Below are 16,933 nucleotides of genomic sequence, written 5' to 3'. Positions count from 1 at the left end.
AATTCACCACGGAGCAACGTCGTTCATGTCATTCCCCCTCGAGCCGGACGGATCCCTGTCGCGTGACGTCGCGCCGCCGCAATTCGGCGTCGACGGCGAGCAGGCCGAGCGCGACTGGCCGCTGATGACGCACGACGAGGTGGCGGCGGTGCTCGCCCGGATCGACGGCGTCGGCGAGCCGGCGCGGCTCACGTGGCACAGCCCGCGGCAGTTCGCGGCGGCCGTCCTGGTGCAGATGACGGACGGGCGCGGGCTGTTCGTCAAGCGTCATCACGTGAGCCTGCGTGATGTGGAAGGGCTCGAGGAAGAGCATCGCTTCATCGCGCATCTGCGCGAGCGCGGGATGCCCGTGGTGGACATTCTTGCCGATCGCGACGGCGCGACCGCATTCGCATCCGGCGACTGGACCTACGAGGTGCACGTACGGGCACCTGGCGTCGACCCGTATCGCGGCGTGATGTCGTGGCAGCCGTTCACGCATGCTTCTCACGCGTACGCGGCCGGCCGCGCGCTGGCCGAGCTGCATCGCGCGTCGGCCGGCTACGATGCGCCGGCGCGGCCCGTGCGGACGCTGCTGTCGAGCTTTCGCGTGCTGTCGTCCGCCGATCTGGCGGGCGCGCTCGAACGCTGGGTCGACGCGCAGCCGCTGCTCGTGCGCGCGCTCGGTGCGCGTGACTGGCGCGGCGACGTGGCCGACGCGATCGGCCCGTATCATGCGCGCCTCGTGCCGCTGCTGCCTGCGCTGCCGCCGCTGTGGACGCATGGTGACTGGCATGCGTCGAACCTCCTGTGGACGGAGGCAGGGCCCGGCGCGCAAGTGCGGACCGTACTCGATTTCGGGCTGTCGGATCGCACCTGCGCGGTGATGGATCTCGCGCTCGCGATCGAGCGCAATACGGTCGACTGGATGGCGCCGGCCGATGCGCGGCGCGTCGAGTACGCGCAGATCGATGCGCTGCTCGACGGGTACGAATCGCTCGAACCGCTGGGCGACGAAGCCTATGCGGCGCTGGTCGCGCTGCTGCCGATCGTGCATACGGAGTTCGCGCTGTCGGAAGTCGCTTATTTCGGCTGCATCATCGATGCGCCGGCCATCGTCGACATCGCGTACGACGGTTACCTGATCGGGCATGCTCGCTGGTTCGGCGAGCGCGACGGGCGGCAATTGCTTGACTGGCTCGTGCAGCGGCGGAGGGCGAAGCGAGGGGCCGTTTGATTCCTGAGAACACCCGGATAGCTTCAGTTACGCTCGAATCATTGTCGATTCGAACATCGAAATCTCGCCCGGATAGATTCGATGGGCCGTCGCGCGAAAGCGCTGGATGTGTGGGGTTCAACGCAAGCGCGGCGGCGTTCATGTCAACGGCCCGTACAGCAGTTGTCGGGGCAGCCGGGGCTCACTTGAACGGTGACCTCGCGGGTGTCCGATGGTGACTCGGTTGTGCTATTGGCTGGATAAATTTGCGTTTTGATCTGAAGCGGCGCGTTTGTCAGGCCGCTGTCTATGACCACCTTCGCCGTTGCCGAAGCACGTTTCGTTGCAAGTTGATCGGGGCTAATTTCATTTCCTGATGCACTGCCAATGATGTCGATCCAGTTTTGTATTGGATACTTGGTGTTCATTGTCGAGGCCCATCGTTCAATTCGCATCCGTTCGGATTTGGAGACTTCGTGACTGTTGGGCGAGAAAGCCACGAAAAATTGCTGTGACGGCAGATTTTGTGATCCCTGGCATTCTGCTGCGGCATGGGTGGAGAAAAAGAACGACGCTGCGATGGGTGCGATGAGTGCCGAGATAAAAATTCTCATGCTGATTCCAGCTCCTTACTCTGCAAATAAATCTTCGCCGTAGATCACGAAGCCGGTGAGTGTATCCGCATTTCTCAATGCCAGTTCGGGATTGGCTCTTGCCCATGCGGCTGCCGTGGGGTCGAGCCCGTAACGAGGGTCACGGCTACCGAAGGTGTCAACGAAATGTGTTACTTCGTGAATGAGCGTAGATAGGCGGGAATCTCCATACATATTCTGATCACGCAAGCCGGTGCAAAATTTCTCGGCGATACTTATAAGCCTGCGCTCCGTGTTAGGCCCGCAAACATGAGCGGCCTCGTTGTCAATTTCACCCATATTCGGGACGCAACCTAACATTCTATCGAGTTTCGGATCAGGTCGAACGAAGTTGTGTGGTGTTATTGTTTTAAGAACAGAGAGCTGTCGTGAGAAGCCGTTGATAAGATATTGTCTTGTATTCTCATCGCACCGATTGAACCAATAGATCATCCTTTCTTTGGTTCTTTCGTCATATTGCTTCAGGTCGGTGACTCTTCGGCTCACTAGAATTGTGGACCATTTAATCAGTCTCGCGACCATAACTCTAAATTCTCTGTTGGTCATGTTGGGGCAGATAGGGGTCGTATTGATGTAAACATGAACCATCGACCCCGGATTTGTGTTGGTGACGGCCCCGGAGTGAACGATAAATCATTCGTTGTCTTCGTCTGCGTCAAAATCATAATCGTTGCGATCGGAGAAATTGTTCATCTTTTCAAATCTCTGCTGTTTAGGTTTTCAAGGATTCCGCCCGATCCGGGGGCGTGGAGAGGCATAGTTACGCTTGTGTTTTCGGAACCTTGAAAAGTCATATTTTCGAGTGACTATGTCTATAGAACTCGTTCGAAATTTTCGGATGAAAAATATTTTTATGATTTTGACGCGACCGAATTGAATGATCGGGAGCGATGAGACGAGTCCGATGAAAATTGACGGCATCATCGGATCGGACGGGAGCGCTTGGGCGTCGCGTACAAATGGCTATCTGCACGGATCCGTACGCTGGCTCGGCGAATACCACGCCCCCAACATGACGGAAATATCATCTTCGCCTCATGTTCGCACTGCGGCCGGACCGTAGCATCGGTCGCGAACCGTTACCGCAGAACCGAACATGCTCAAGCTCAACCTCGCCGTGGCCATCGTCTTCGCGATGGCCGCGACGGCTCATGCGCAGCCGTCGCTGTCGCCGGGGCCGGCCCCGTCTGCTTCCGGCAGCGTCGCGCCGATCAGCGCACCGCCCCCCGATACTCCCCCTTCCAATTCGTTGACCCTTGCCGATGCGCTATCGGTCGCGGCCCGGAACAACCCGGCGCTGCGCGGCGCGCGCGCGGACGTCGAGGCGTCGGCCGGCGCGCTGATGCAGGCCGGCGCGCGTCCCAATCCCGAAGTGTCGTTCCTGCAGGAAGGGTTTCGCCGCGCGGAACGCACGTCGACCGCGCTGATCAACCAGACGATCGAACTCGGCGGCAAGCGCAGCGCGCGGCTCGATGTCGCGTCGTACGGCAGGGAAGCGGCCAATGCATCGCTCGACGAGCAGGGCGCCGTCGTGCGCGCCGACGTGATCGCCGCGTTCTACGGGCTGCTCGCCGCGCAGCGCCAGCTTCAGGTGACCGAGGAATCGGCCGCGATCGCCGCGCGCTCCGCGGATCTCGCGAGCCGCCGCGCGCAGGCCGGCAAGGTGTCGCCGGTCGAGGCGACCAAGGCGCACGTGGCGGCCGCCGGCGTGCAGATCGAAGTGGTGACGGCGCGCGGCCGTGTCGAGGTCGCGCGCGAAAAGCTGAACGCGGTGATGGGCGAAGCACGCGACGGCCGGCTTGCGGTGCAGGGCGATCTCGAAGCCGTGCCGCCGGTCGAGCAACTGTCCGCGCTGACCGCGCAACTCGACGACGCTCCGCTGGCACGGATCGCACGTGCCGAGATGCTGCGCTCGAACGCGGCCGTGTCGCTTGAACGCGCGCGGCGCATTCCGGACGTGACGATCAGCGCGGGCGTGAAGCGCGTGACCACGGGCGGCGTGCCGGACAACCAGGCGGTCGTCGGCGTGTCGATCCCGATTCCGCTGTTCAACACGAACAAGGGCGCGCTGCTCGAGGCGACGCACAAGGCCGAGCGCGCGAATGCCGATCTCGATCGCGAACGCACGCGCCTGCGGCTGGACCTCACGCAGGCGTACGCGAATTTCGAAGCCGCCGCGCAGGAAGCGCAGCGGCTGAAGGCCGACATCCTGCCGGCCGCGCGCCTTGCACTCGATGCGATGTCGCGCGGCTACGAGCTCGGGAAGTTCAGCTTCCTCGACGTGCTCGACGCGCAGCGCACGCTGTTCCAGGGCCAGTCGCAATACGTGCGCGCACTCGCCGATGCCCATACGGCTCGCGCCGACATCGGCCGGCTGGTCGGAACGCCGCTCGCGCCGCTCGCACCGGCACCGGTCGCGCAATAGCGCAACGGACGCCTCTTTCACCTGAAGGATCACCATGTCACGCAACAGAATCCTGATCATCGCGGCGGTCGTGCTCGGCAGTGCCGGGATCGTCATCGGCGCACTCGGCGTCACCCGCAACAGCGGCGGCAGCAGCGCGTCCGCATCGGCGGCGGCCGTTGCCGCTTCATCCACCGAAGCCACCGGCGAGCGCGGCGGTGTCGTGCTCAAGCGCGGCAAGCTGTCCGTCGAAATCGTGATGACGGAAAAGCCCGGCGATGCGCGCCTCATCGTCTATCCGTTCGTCGACGGCAAGCCGGCCGACAAGGGCGTCACCGTGTCCGGCACGCTGGTTCGCTACGACCGCACGCACGAGCCGTTGCGTTTCGACGCGGCCGGCCAGAAGTTCGTGTCCGCGCAGTCGATCGGCAAGCCGCACGTGTTCGACGCGACGATCGACGTGAAGGCGGGCAATGCATCGGCATCCTTCCCGTTCGCGCGCGCCGACGGCGCGATCGCGTTGACCGACGCGCAGCTCGCGACCTCGAAGATTGCACTGGCAAAGGCCGGCCCCGCGCAGATCGCGACGCCGTTCCAGTTGCCGGGCGAGATCAAGTTCAACGAGGATCGTACCGCGCACGTCGTGCCGCGCGTGGCCGGCATCGTCGAGCAGGTGTCGGTGTCGCTCGGGCAGAACGTGGCGAAGGGGCAGGTGCTGGCCGTGATCGCGAGCACCGATCTCGCCGACCGGCGCAGCGAGCTGCTGACGGCCGAGCGCCGGCTGTCGGGCGCCCGCGCGACCTACGAGCGCGAACGCACGCTGTGGAAGGAGCGCATCTCGGCCGAGCAGGACTACCAGCAGGCGCAGGTGCAGTTGCGTGAAGCCGAGATCGCCGTGCAGAACGCGCGGCAGAAACTCGCGGCGCTGAACGCGCCGGTCGGCGCGGGCGCGCTGAACCGCTACGAACTGCGTGCGCCGTTCGCGGGCACGATCGTCGAGAAGCACGCGACGCCCGGCGAAGCGATTGCCGCCGATGCCAGCATGTTCGTGATCTCTGATCTCTCGACGGTATGGGCCGAGATGGCCGTGCCGGCGCAGCGGCTGAACGACGTGCGGGTCGGCCGCGATGCGACGGTCATCGCAACCGCGTTCGAATCGCGCTCGAGCGGCCCGATCGCGTACGTGGGGTCGCTGCTCGGCGAACAGACGCGCACCGCGCCGGCGCGCGTCGTGCTGCCGAACCCGGACGGCGTGTGGCGGCCCGGGATGTTCGTGAACGTGTCGGTCGACGCGGGCAAGCAAAGTGTGCCGCTCGCGGTCGCGAGCGACGCGCTGCAGGACGTCGACGGCGCACCGTCCGTCTTCGTGCGCTCGTCGAAGGGCTTCGTCGCGCAGGCCGTCGAAACGGGCCGGCGCGACGAACGGGCGACCGAAGTGCTGAAGGGGCTCGAGCCGGGCCAGGAATACGCGGCGTCGAACAGCTTCGTGCTGAAGGCCGAACTGGGCAAGGGGAGCGCGGAACATGAATGAGCGCTACGTGTGTGCCATTGCACGCCTCGCGGCCCGATATGCGGCCCGCTTTCCGGCCCGCCGTGTAACTGGCCGGGCGGCTCGTCCGTCGAGGGTGACCGTGCCCCGTTTCAAGGAAACCCGCCATGTTTGAACGCCTGATCCGCTTTGCGATTGCGCACCGCTGGCTCGTGATGCTGGCGATCGCGGCCGTGGCCGCGCTGGGCGTGTTCAGCTACCAGAAGCTGCCGATCGACGCGGTGCCCGACATCACCAACGTGCAGGTCCAGATCAACACGGCCGCGCCCGGCTATTCGCCGCTGGAGGCCGAGCAGCGCATCACCTATCCGGTCGAAACCGTGATGGCCGGCCTGCCGGGCCTCGAGCAGACGCGCTCGATCTCGCGCTACGGGCTGTCGCAGGTCACGGTGATCTTCAAGGACGGCACCGACATCTACTTCGCGCGGCAGCTCGTCAACGAACGCATCCAGGAAGCGAAAGACAAGCTGCCGGCCGGCATCGCGCCCGCCATGGGGCCGACCTCGACGGGCCTCGGCGAGATCTACCTGTGGACCGTCGAAGCCGACGCCAACGCGCGCAAGCCCGACGGCACGCGCTATACGGCGGCCGACCTGCGCGAGTTGCAGGACTGGGTCATCCGGCCGCAGCTGCGCAACGTGCGCGGCGTGACCGAGGTCAACTCGATCGGCGGCTACGTGAAGGAATACCGGGTCGCGCCGAACCCGGCGAAGCTGATGTCGTACGGGCTGACGCTCGCCGACGTCGTGCGCGCGCTGGAGCGCAACAACGACAACGTCGGCGCCGGCTACATCGAGAAGCGCGGCGAGCAGTATCTGGTGCGCGTGCCGGGCCAGGCGCGCACCGTCGACGACATCGCCAGCATCGTGCTGACCAACGTCGGCGGCGTGCCGGTGCGGATGAAGGACGTCGGGCTGGTCGACATCGGCCGCGAGCTGCGCACCGGTGCGGCGACGTCGGATGGCGAGGAGGTAGTGCTCGGCACGGTCTTCATGCTGATGGGCGAGAACAGCCGCACGGTCGCGAAGGCCGTCGCCGCGAAGATGGAGGACGTGAACCGCACGCTGCCGTCGGGCGTGAAGGCGATCCCCGTGTACGACCGCACGGTGCTCGTCGAGAAGGCCGTCGCGACGGTGAAGAAGAACCTGCTCGAAGGCGCGATCCTCGTGATCGCCGTGCTGTTCCTGTTCCTCGGCAACATGCGCGCGGCGCTGATCACCGCGCTCGTGATCCCGCTGTCGATGCTGATGACCTTCACCGGCATGGTGAACGCGAAGGTGAGCGCGAACCTGATGAGCCTCGGCGCGCTCGACTTCGGGATCATCGTCGACGGCGCGGTGGTGATCGTCGAGAACTGCGTGAGGCGGCTCGCGCATGCGCAGGCCGCCGCAGGCCGGCCGCTCACACGCGACGAGCGCTTCGCGGAAGTGTTCGGCGCGTCGCAGGAAGCGCGTCGCGCGCTGATATTCGGGCAACTGATCATCATGGTCGTGTACCTGCCGATCTTTGCGCTGACGGGCGTCGAGGGCAAGATGTTCCACCCGATGGCCATTACCGTCGTGATGGCGCTCGCGGCCGCGATGGTGCTGACCGTCACGTTCATTCCGGCGGCCGTCGCGCTGTTCATCGGCGAGCGTGTCGAGGAGAAGGAGAACCGACTGATGGGCTGGGCGCGGCGCGCGTACGAGCCGGCGCTCGCCGCATTCATGACGCGCCCGGCGCGCGTGATGGTCGGCGCGGGCGTGATCGTGCTGGCCACGCTCGCGCTGGCCACGCGGCTCGGCAGCGAGTTCATCCCGAGCCTCAACGAAGGCGACCTGGCCGTTGCTGCGTTGCGGATTCCCGGCACGAGCCTGTCGCAGTCGGTCGAGATGCAGAAGTCGATCGAGAAGACGCTGAAGGCGCGCTTCCCCGAGATCGAGCGCGTGTTCGCGCGCACCGGCACGGCCGAGATCGCGGCCGACCCGATGCCGCCGAACCTGTCGGACGGCTACATCATGCTGAAGCCGGCCGACCAGTGGCCCGACCCGAAGAAGCCGCGCGACCAGCTCGTGCGCGAGATCGAGGAAGCGCTCGCCGAGCTGCCGGGCAACGCGTACGAGTTCTCCCAGCCGATCCAGCTGCGTTTCAACGAACTGATCTCGGGCGTGCGCAGCGACGTCGCCGTGAAGATCTTCGGCGACGACATGGCCGTGCTGAACCAGACCGGCGAGCAGATCGCGGCCGCGCTGCAGAAAGTGCCGGGCGCATCCGAAGTGAAAGTCGAGCAGACCACCGGCCTGCCGGTGCTGACCGTCAACCTCGATCGCGACAAGCTCGCGCGCTACGGCGTGAGCGTGGCCGACCTGCAGGATACGGTGGCCGCGGCCGTCGGCGGCCAGAAGGCCGGCACGCTGTTCCAGGGCGACCGCCGTTTCGACATCGTCGTGCGGCTGCCCGACGAGCTGCGCTCGGACATCGAGGCGATCAAGCGGCTGCCGATCGCGCTGCCCGCACCGGCGGCCGGCGCCAGCGCACCGCTCGCGGCGGCGCCGTACGTGCCGCTCGCGGAACTGGCGACGATCGACGTCGCGCCCGGCCCGAACCAGATCAGCCGCGAGGACGGCAAGCGGCGGGTGGTCGTCAGCGCGAACGTGCGCGGGCGCGACGTCGGGTCGTTCGTCGCCGACGCGCGCGAGCAACTGCAGCAGGACGTGCGCGTGCCGGCCGGCTACTGGGTGTCGTGGGGCGGTCAGTTCGAGCAGCTGCAGAGCGCGAGCGAGCGCCTGAAGCTGGTCGTGCCGCTCGCGCTGTTCATGGTGTTCGTGCTGCTGTTCGTGATGTTCAACAACGTGAAGGACGGGCTGCTCGTGTTCACCGGCATTCCGTTCGCGCTGAGCGGCGGTGTCGTGTCGCTGTGGCTGCGCGGGATTCCGCTGTCGATCACGGCGGCGGTCGGCTTCATCGCGCTGTCCGGCGTCGCGGTGCTCAACGGGCTCGTGATGATCTCGTTCATCCGCAACCTGCGCGACGAAGGGATGCCGCTCGAGGCCGCCGTGCGCGAAGGCGCGTTGACGCGGCTGCGGCCGGTGCTGATGACCGCGCTCGTCGCGTCGCTGGGCTTCCTGCCGATGGCGTTCGCGACCGGCACCGGCGCCGAGGTGCAGCGCCCGCTCGCGACGGTCGTGATCGGCGGTATCCTGTCGTCCACGGCGCTGACGCTGCTGGTGCTGCCGGTGCTGTACCGTGTCAGCCACGCGGTGTCGTGGCGCGCGGCGTTGCGCGGCGGCTTCGGCTCGGGCGTGCTGCGCCGGCTGGGTTTCTTCAAGGGTAATGCGTAATGCGAATTCTGATTGTCGAAGATGAACCGAAGACGGGCGCGTACCTGCGCAAGGGGCTGACCGAGGCCGGCTATGTCGTCGACTGGGTCGAGGACGGCATCACGGGCCAGCACCAGGCCGAGACCGAGGAGTACGATCTGCTCGTGCTCGACGTGATGCTGCCCGGGCAGGACGGCTGGACGCTGCTGCAGAACCTGCGGCGCAGCAAGTCGACGCCCGTGCTGTTCCTGACCGCGCGTGACGATGTCGGCGATCGCGTGAAAGGGCTCGAGCTCGGCGCCGACGACTATCTCGCGAAGCCGTTCGACTTCGTCGAGCTGACCGCGCGCATCAAGTCGATCCTGCGGCGCGGCCAGCCGCGCGATTCGAACACGTTGCGGGTGGCCGACCTCGAACTCGATCTCACCCGCCGCAAGGCCACCCGGCAGGGCGACACGATCCTGCTGACCGCGAAGGAGTTCGCGCTGCTGTGGCTGCTGATGCGCCGCGAGGGCGAGATCCTGCCGCGCGCGACGATCGCGTCGCAGGTGTGGGACATGAATTTCAACAGCGACACGAACGTCGTCGATTCGGCGATCCGGCGCCTGCGCTCGAAGATCGACGATGCGTACGACCCGAAACTGATCCATACGGTGCGCGGCATGGGCTACGTGCTCGAGGCGCGCGGCGGCAGCGCGGCATGATCGCGCGCCTGCTGCCGCGCACGCTGCGCGGACGCCTGACCGCACTGATCATCCTGTCGACGTCGGTGATCCTCGCGTCGAGCGGCGTCGCGCTGTACGAGGCGCTGAGCAATCGCGTCGAAACCGCGGCGGCGGAGCAGATGGCCGGCATCTCCGCCGCGCTGGGCGCGCATCTGGCCGAAGCGCGCTCGACCGCCGACGTCGCGCGCAACACCGACATCTGGATCGACCAGCTGCATGGTCATCCGAACATGGATCTCGCGATCTTCGACGCCACGGGCGCGCGTTTGGTCGGCACGCCCGGCTTCCGCCTCGTTGCGCCGCTGATGTCGCTGAATGCCGGGCGCGTGCCGGTCAGCGTCGCGCCGCCGGGCTCACGGCAGCAGTATCTGGTGACGAATGTTCCGCTTGCCGGTGCGGGCACGGGCGCGCCCGTGGTGCGCGTCGTGGTGCAGTACGACCGCAGCGCCGACGTGCTGCTGCTGCGCACGCACGCTTATACGATCGTCGTGATCGAGGTGTTCGGTGTGGTGCTCGCGGCCGCGATCGCTTACGGCATCGCCGCGCTCGGGCTGAGCCCGCTGCGGCGGTTCGCGGCGCGCGCCGAACAGATGTCGACGAGCCGGCTCGCCCATCCGCTGCCCGCGCTCGATACGGCCGGCGAGCTGAAGGAGCTCGAGCACGCGTTCAACGGCATGCTCGAACGGTTGAACGAGGCGTTCACGCGGCTGAGCCAGTTCTCGTCGAACCTCGCGCACGACATGCGCACGCCGCTCACGAACCTGCAGGCGGCCGCGCAGGTCGTGCTGTCGCAGCCGCGCAGCGCGGACGAATACCGGAACGTGATCGAGTCGAGCATCGACGAATACCAGCGGTTGTCGCGGATGATCGAGGACATGCTGTTCCTGGCGCGTTCGGAACAGGCCGGCACGTCGATCAGCGTGCGGCGCCTGGATGCGTCGGAAGAGGCAGGGCGCGTCGCGGGCTATTACGAGCCGCTGGCGGAGGATGCCGGCGTGACGGTGAAGGTCGACGGCCATGCGTGGGTCGACGCGGATCTGATGCTGTACCAGCGCGCGCTGAGCAACCTGCTGTCGAATGCGCTGGCCTACGCGCCGCGCGGCAGCATCGTGACGATCGATTGCGTGGAGCAGGGCGGGGCGACGACGATCGCCGTGTCGGATGCGGGGCCCGGCATCGAGGCCCAGCATGTTGGACGGATCTTCGAGCGCTTCTATCGCGTCGATCCGTCCCGGCACAATTCGGCGCAAGGGACGGGGCTGGGGCTCGCGATCGTCCGGTCGATCATGGACAATCACGGCGGCGAATGCGGCGTCGACAGCGAACCCGGCCGGCGCACGACGTTCTGGCTGCGCTTTCCGCGACGGCCGGCCGAGTTGAAACGGCCGGCGGCCATCGATACCTGACACCGCCGGCGGGCACACCCGCGTGTTCGCCGGGAGGCGGCCGCGCGCGGCGCGCTCCCCGCGGTCGTATGACCGACCGTCATTTCTGCGCGGTCAGGTTGTCGTGGTTGTCGGTCTGTGGCTTCTTCTCGCCGCCATGCACCGAAACCCCGTGAAGCTCCTTGTTGCGCGCGACGAGCTCGCCGGTCGGCGGGTACTGCGTCTTGCTCACCGGCACGACGCCGTCGTGCTGCGCCTGCTTCAGTTCATTGACGACCTGCGTGCGGGTCTTGCCCTGCGTTTGCGTCTGCGCGAAGGCGGCCTGCGTGGCCATGCCGAGCGACAGCGTGGCGGCGACGAACAGTGCGGCGAGTTTTGCGGTTTTCATCGAGTGCTCTCCTTGATCAGGGCCGCCGGGTGGCGAACCATGGACCCAGTATGCGAAAGCAGCCGTGCGTGATCGTGATCGCGAGATGAAAAATGCGTCAGATTGCGTGATGAGGAGACGCGCGGTTCGGACGCGACCGGCATGACGCATTCGTCATGTTCCCGTCATGGGTGCGATGAGCGGGAAGCGGAACATGAAGTCTGCCGATGGCCGACGTGGCCGGCGGCATTCATGCCGTTTGCGATAGCTGTATGGAACGCGGGCGGCGTTGTTCTGACTTTCACACCGGACTTGAAACGTGCCTCGTCCCGCCATTCGCCTCGCCTTGATCGCAGTCCTGATCGTCCCGTTCTTCGCGGGCTGCGCATCGACACGTTCCGGCACTACGCCAACTTCGCAGGCCACACCGGCCGCCGCGAAAAAGCCGGTGCCGGCCGACCTCATGCCCGGCGAGCAGATCGATTACGCCGGGCATCGCTGCGGCAATCCGAACCTTTATGTGAAGACGCATAACTGCCTGTTTCCGCAACGCACTTCAACGCCCTGATCGTCGGCGCGCGATCAAAAAAAGGCCCGGCACTCGACGTGTCCGGGCCTAACGCGTGACGCGCCGTGCGGCAGCGACTCGCTTGCGTGGTCTGGAACGGGCGCTGCCCGTCACGGTTCCGATCGTAGCGATGCGACGCTTCGCGAACCTGATCGGATCATGAAATTTTCGTCATGCGGCGCGCGTATGGCCGCCATGGTCAGAACCGGTGGCGCAACCCGAGATTGACGATGCCCTGCGTGCGCGTTCCGCCATAGCCATACGACCCGATCGACGCCTGCGCCGTTTGCGTGCCGCCGTCGAGCGTGCGCTGTTCGCCGTTCGCGCGTTGCCATGCGCCGACGGCGTAGAGATCGGTGCGCTTCGACAGCACGTAGTCGGCGCCGGCGGACACTTGATGGTAGGTCGCGCTCGTATCGCCACGGGCACGCGTGTAGCTGTAGCCGACGCCGACGAGCAGGCTGGGTGTCGCCTGATAGTTGAAGAAGCCGCGCGCGGTGTCGTACTTCTGCGTGCTGCGAAACGCGGACATCGCATCGGCCTTGTACAGCGCGTTGCTGTAGTCGATGCCGACCGCGAACGGCGCGAAGTTGTAGCGCAATGCGCCGCGCGCGATGCCGATCGATTTCGCGGAGATATAGCCGCCGTTGACCAGCGACCCGTCGAACGTGCCGTCGGATGTGCCATTCCAGCCGGTGCGGATGCCGTTGGTGAGTGACGAGCGATTGGCCGCGTAGTAATAGCCGCCCGCCGCGTCGACCGGGCCGTTGCTGTACGACAGGCCGGCCGACCAGGTTTGTCCGGCGCCGCTCTTGCCTGCCACGCCGCCCAGCGCATACATGCCGACGAACTGGAGTCCGCTGATCACGGGCGACGTGTATTTCACCGCGTTGTCGGTGCGCGACGACGTGTCGTAGTTGTCGACGTCGCCGGGTGTCGCGTAGACGCTGCCGAAGTAGAAGTCGCCGGTGACCGGCCACGCGACATCCGCGAGCGCGTCGTACTGGCGGCCGAATGTCAACGTGCCCCAGCGCGCGCTGTCGAGGCCGACGAACGCCTGCCGGCCGAACATCCGGTTGCCTTGCCCGAGCGCGCCGGTGTTCGGATTGAAGCCATTTTCCAGCGTGAAGATCGCTTTCAGCCCGCCGCCCAGGTCTTCCGCGCCCTTCACGCCGAAGCGGTTGCCGAGCAGATTGCCGTTGCCGAGGCCGACGAGATTCTTGCCGTCCGCATTGGCGTTCCATACATACGTCAGCGACGTATCGAACAGGCCGTATAACGTGACTTCCGCTGCATGTGCCGCGTGAGCGGTCGCGAGCAGCGCACCCGACATCATGGCGAGCCGAACTGGAGTTTTCATGGTGTTCCCCTGGGATTCAAGATGATCGTTTCGTGCATCGGTCGATTCCGCGCCGTGCGTGGCACCGGCGGGCGCGGAATGTCGCGATGGCGTTGCCGATTCTGGAAAGCGTTCGGATCGTGAAGGTGAGGGACAAATGAGAAAAATGTCATCGCCGCGTCATGCGCGCGGAAACGCGTCACGTATTTTCATTCGTAGTGCGATGCAGGGAAGGTCGCGGTGGTGACGAAACCGTCATGCTGCGATCACGATTCCGCACCGCTGCCGGCTCAAAGTGAACGCTCCCGTCACGGTTTTCCAGGCAAGGAGCGAACCACATGAACATTCTGCGACCGATGAGCGTCATCGCCGCTGCCGTACTGTCGATGGCGGCCTTGTCTCAGGCAGTGGCCGCGCAGCAGACGACCCGGCAGGAGGTCCGCCAGGAACTGGTGCGTGCGCGCCACGACGGCGTGATCCCGAGCCCGAATCACGACTACCCGGCGAGCCCGGCCGCCGTCGCGCGCAACCAGGAAATCCATCGTGCGACGGTGCATCGCGGGGAGAGGGCGCCGCTGGTCGATGCGCACGACAACCGTTTCGCGGTGCGTTGACCGTTCATTCGCGGCCGGCAGGCGCGGTGCCCGCCGGCCGCACCCCACACGAAGAGGAGCGTGCCATGCGCCATTTCATGAAAGGAATCGTGCTTGCGGCGTGCCTGATGTCGACGGCCGCGATGGCGGCCGGCTGGCCGGAACGTGCGTTGTCGCACGCGTCGGCGCATGACGTCGGCCGGCGCGCGAGCGAGCGGATGCGCTGCGAGTTCGCGGCCGTGCCGGCCGGCGAGTGGAGCGCGACGTTCACGCGCGGGCAATGCGAGGTCGACAACGGCCGGCTGACGTTCGTGCCGGCGGATGCAGGCGGCGAATCGACTGTCGCCGAGCAGCGGATCGTGCTCGGCGACGTCCGCACCGCGTCGCATCAGTCGCGCAAGCTGAAGGAGCAACTGCAACTGGCGACACGCGACCAAGTGATCGCGCTGAACGTGCTGACCGACGACGGCAGCCGCAAGTCGCGCGAACATGCGATCGACCTGTGGGCCGCGCTGCGCAGCGAAGGCGTGACGCCCGTCAACGGCACGCGCATCGTCGAACCGTACCCGACGGGCGCGACGACGTGGTAGCCGGCGCGCCGGCGCGCGTGGCTTATCCGGCCTTCACCGATCCTTCGATCAGAAAGAATACGATGAAGCCGATGAAGAACGCGGCGGTCGCGAACGGCGTTTCAGGGACCTCGTGCGCCTCGACCAGCAGTTCCTCGGTGACGAGGTACAGCAGCGCGACGGTGCCCAGCCCGAGCAGTGCGGCGTAGATATTGGAGGGAAGTCCGGCGAATGCCGCGTTGCCGGCCACGGCCGCGATGCTCAGCAGCGCCGCGAGCCCGACCGGTATGACGATCGACAGCAGGCGGCCGATGCCGGCGGCCGCGAGCGCCGCGCTGACCGACAGCGCGAGGAACAGCACCTCGAGCGTCAATGCGACGGTCAGGATGATGCCGCTTTCGTCGCTGGCCGAGAACGCGATGCCGAGCACGAGGCCGTCGATGACGACGTCGATCGCGGTGACGATGATCAGGCTCACGGGCAGCCGCGCTTGCTCGAAGCGCGTCTCGATCGCGCCCGACAGTGCACGGATCGCGAGCATCAGCGCGATGCCGAGCACGAAGCCGACGACGACCGGAAACAGCGCATGCGCGCGATCCTGCGGCAGCAGTTCGAGCGCGGCGGCCGCGAACACGATGCCGCCGGTGAAATGCTGGATGACGCTCGATGTTTTCGGGCCGGGGGCACGCCAGGCGGCCGCGAGGGCGCCGAAGCAGGCCGCCAGCAACGGCGGTAACGTGAGCAGCGCGAGCTTCGCGGTCGGTGTCATGCGGCCTCTCGGACGGTTGGCGTACCGCAGCGGACTCAGCGTCTGGCCATCCGGCTGCAGGGTACGGGTGGTTCGTACACGCCGGGCATCGCCCCGGCATCAACCGGGGATTGAACACCTTGAAGCCGCTTCAAGGTCAACATATTCGAGGCAGGGCGCACCGGCAAGCCGGCGCGCCCGTTATCCGTCAAAGCTGCGCGAGCGCCTGGTCGAGGTCGGCGAGCAGGTCGTCGATATGCTCGATGCCGATCGACAGCCGCACCGTTTCTTCCTTCACGCCGGCCTTCGCGAGTTCGGCCGGCGACAGTTGCCGGTGCGTCGTCGATGCCGGGTGCGTGGCGAGCGATTTCGTGTCGCCGATGTTGACGAGCCGCGTGAACAGCTTCAGCGCGTCCTGGAACTTCGCGCCGCCGTCGCGGCCGCCCTTCACGCCGAACGTCAGGATGCCCGGCGCGCGGCCCGACAGGTAGCGCGCGACGAGCGGATGGTCCGGGTGATCGGGCAAGCCCGCGTAGTTCACCCATTCGACGTTTTCGTGGCGCGCGAGATGTTGCGCGATCTTCAGCGCGTTGTCGCTGATGCGCTCGACGCGCAGCGCCAGCGTTTCGATGCCCTGCAGGATCTGGAACGCATTGAACGGCGAGATGGCCGCGCCCATGTTGCGCAGCGGCACCACGCGTGCGCGGCCGATATAGGCGGCCGGCCCGAACGCTTCCGTGTAGACGACGCCGTGATAGCTGACGTCGGGCTCGTTCAGCCGCTTGAAGCGGTCCGCATGCTCGGCCCACGGGAACTTGCCCGAATCGACGATCGCGCCGCCGAGGCTCGTGCCGTGCCCGCCGAGATACTTCGTCAGCGAATGCACGACGATGTCCGCGCCGTGCTCGAACGGGCGCAGCAGATACGGCGACGGCACCGTGTTGTCGACGATCAGCGGGATGCCGTGGCGATGCGCGACTTCCGCGAGCGCGGCGATGTCGGTGACGTTGCCGAGCGGGTTGCCGACCGATTCCGCGAAGATCGCCTTCGTGCGTGCGTCGATCAGCGGCTCGAACGACGCGGGGTCGCGCGGATCGGCGAAGCGCGTCGTGATCCCGTATTGCGGCAGCGTATGTGCGAACAGGTTGTAGGTGCCGCCGTACAGCGAACTCGCGGACACGATGTTGTCACCGGCTTCGGCGATCGTCTGGATCGCGTACGTGACGGCCGATTGCCCCGAGGCCAGGGCCAGCGCGCCGATGCCGCCCTCGAGCGCGGCGATCCGCTGCTCGAGCACGTCCGTCGTCGGGTTCATGATCCGCGTGTAGATGTTGCCCTGGACCTTCAGGTCGAACAGGTCGGCGCCGTGCTGCGTGTCGTCGAATGCGTACGCAACGGTCTGGTAGATCGGCACGGCGACCGCGCGCGTGGTCGGGTCGGGACGATAACCGCCGTGTACGGCGATGGTTTCGAGGCGCCAGTTCGATGCGGCCTGATCGGTCATGGGTGCTCCGTCTGTTGTTGTGGTGGTCGAGCGAT

The 16,933-nt window shown here is 66.2% G+C and carries 15 protein-coding genes; 9 read left to right on the top strand and 6 right to left on the bottom strand.

From position 1 onward, the window contains the following. Positions 1-25 precede the first annotated feature (25 nt). Positions 26-1,216, top strand: a complete 1,191-nt coding sequence (locus CFB47_RS29025; protein WP_089463052.1) for a phosphotransferase enzyme family protein — start codon at positions 26-28, stop codon at positions 1,214-1,216. 143 nt (positions 1,217-1,359) lie between these two features. On the opposite strand, the gene CFB47_RS29020 is transcribed toward CFB47_RS29025, so the two are convergent. Both CFB47_RS29020 and CFB47_RS29015 read right to left on the bottom strand, forming a co-directional pair. Then, positions 1,360-1,809 carry an OmpA family protein gene (locus tag CFB47_RS29020; protein ID WP_089463051.1) on the bottom strand — a complete coding sequence of 150 codons (450 nt, stop codon included), beginning with the start codon at positions 1,807-1,809 and terminating at the stop codon, positions 1,360-1,362. Between the two features lie 15 nt (positions 1,810-1,824). Continuing rightward, the gene (locus tag CFB47_RS29015) at positions 1,825-2,394 is read right to left on the bottom strand and encodes a M35 family metallo-endopeptidase (RefSeq protein WP_256946766.1); all 570 of its coding nucleotides are present in this window, start codon (positions 2,392-2,394) and stop codon (positions 1,825-1,827) included. Between the two features lie 550 nt (positions 2,395-2,944). On the opposite strand from CFB47_RS29015, the gene CFB47_RS29010 reads away from it, so the two are divergent. The 5 genes from CFB47_RS29010 to CFB47_RS28990 all read left to right on the top strand — a co-directional run bounded on the left by CFB47_RS29010 (position 2,945) and on the right by CFB47_RS28990 (position 11,231). Next, positions 2,945-4,273, top strand: a complete 1,329-nt coding sequence (locus tag CFB47_RS29010; RefSeq protein WP_089463050.1) for a TolC family protein — start codon at positions 2,945-2,947, stop codon at positions 4,271-4,273. A 34-nt stretch (positions 4,274-4,307) separates the two neighbouring features. Then, entirely contained in the window at positions 4,308-5,783 is a 1,476-nt protein-coding gene (locus CFB47_RS29005; RefSeq protein ID WP_089463049.1) for an efflux RND transporter periplasmic adaptor subunit, read from the top strand. Between the two features lie 125 nt (positions 5,784-5,908). Continuing rightward, a complete protein-coding gene (locus CFB47_RS29000; protein WP_089463048.1) occupies positions 5,909-9,121 on the top strand; it encodes an efflux RND transporter permease subunit in 3,213 nt (1,070 codons plus the stop codon). Then, entirely contained in the window at positions 9,121-9,804 is a 684-nt protein-coding gene (irlR, locus tag CFB47_RS28995) for a heavy metal response regulator transcription factor IrlR (protein WP_039349341.1), read from the top strand. Before CFB47_RS29000 ends, irlR begins: the two co-directional genes overlap by 1 nt. After that, the gene (locus tag CFB47_RS28990) at positions 9,801-11,231 is read left to right on the top strand and encodes a heavy metal sensor histidine kinase (protein WP_089463047.1); all 1,431 of its coding nucleotides are present in this window, start codon (positions 9,801-9,803) and stop codon (positions 11,229-11,231) included. Before irlR ends, CFB47_RS28990 begins: the two co-directional genes overlap by 4 nt. 79 nt (positions 11,232-11,310) lie before the next feature. Here CFB47_RS28990 and CFB47_RS28985 read toward each other — a convergent pair whose 3' ends face one another. Further along, positions 11,311-11,598: a DUF4148 domain-containing protein gene (locus tag CFB47_RS28985; protein WP_089463046.1), complete on the bottom strand. Its 288-nt coding sequence runs from the start codon at positions 11,596-11,598 to the stop codon at positions 11,311-11,313. 298 nt (positions 11,599-11,896) lie between these two features. On the opposite strand from CFB47_RS28985, the gene CFB47_RS28980 reads away from it, so the two are divergent. Beyond that, positions 11,897-12,145, top strand: coding sequence for a hypothetical protein (locus CFB47_RS28980; RefSeq protein WP_256946765.1), 249 nt, complete (start codon positions 11,897-11,899; stop codon positions 12,143-12,145). Positions 12,146-12,344: 199 nt separating this feature from the next. Here CFB47_RS28980 and CFB47_RS28975 read toward each other — a convergent pair whose 3' ends face one another. Further along, positions 12,345-13,505 carry a porin gene (locus CFB47_RS28975; protein ID WP_089443123.1) on the bottom strand — a complete coding sequence of 387 codons (1,161 nt, stop codon included), beginning with the start codon at positions 13,503-13,505 and terminating at the stop codon, positions 12,345-12,347. 317 nt (positions 13,506-13,822) lie between these two features. Between CFB47_RS28975 and CFB47_RS28970 the strand changes: the two genes are divergently transcribed. Together CFB47_RS28970 and CFB47_RS28965 are read left to right on the top strand one after the other, a co-directional pair. After that, complete coding sequence (locus CFB47_RS28970; protein ID WP_089463045.1) at positions 13,823-14,098, top strand: DUF4148 domain-containing protein; 276 nt, start codon at positions 13,823-13,825, stop codon at positions 14,096-14,098. Positions 14,099-14,163: 65 nt separating this feature from the next. Beyond that, positions 14,164-14,667: a hypothetical protein gene (locus CFB47_RS28965; protein WP_089463580.1), complete on the top strand. Its 504-nt coding sequence runs from the start codon at positions 14,164-14,166 to the stop codon at positions 14,665-14,667. Positions 14,668-14,689: 22 nt separating this feature from the next. On the opposite strand, the gene CFB47_RS28960 is transcribed toward CFB47_RS28965, so the two are convergent. Together CFB47_RS28960 and CFB47_RS28955 are read right to left on the bottom strand one after the other, a co-directional pair. After that, on the bottom strand, positions 14,690-15,415 hold the full coding sequence (locus tag CFB47_RS28960; protein ID WP_089463044.1) for a ZIP family metal transporter: 726 nt from the start codon (positions 15,413-15,415) through the stop codon (positions 14,690-14,692). A gap of 187 nt (positions 15,416-15,602) precedes the next feature. Then, complete coding sequence (locus CFB47_RS28955) at positions 15,603-16,898, bottom strand: O-acetylhomoserine aminocarboxypropyltransferase/cysteine synthase family protein (protein WP_011356015.1); 1,296 nt, start codon at positions 16,896-16,898, stop codon at positions 15,603-15,605. Positions 16,899-16,933 lie beyond the last annotated feature (35 nt).

It is taken from the genome of Burkholderia sp. AU27893 (assembly GCF_002223205.1).
Taxonomy (GTDB): domain Bacteria; phylum Pseudomonadota; class Gammaproteobacteria; order Burkholderiales; family Burkholderiaceae; genus Burkholderia.
Note: the sequence above shows the minus strand (reverse complement) of the source record. Positions and strands in the feature narration are given on the sequence as shown.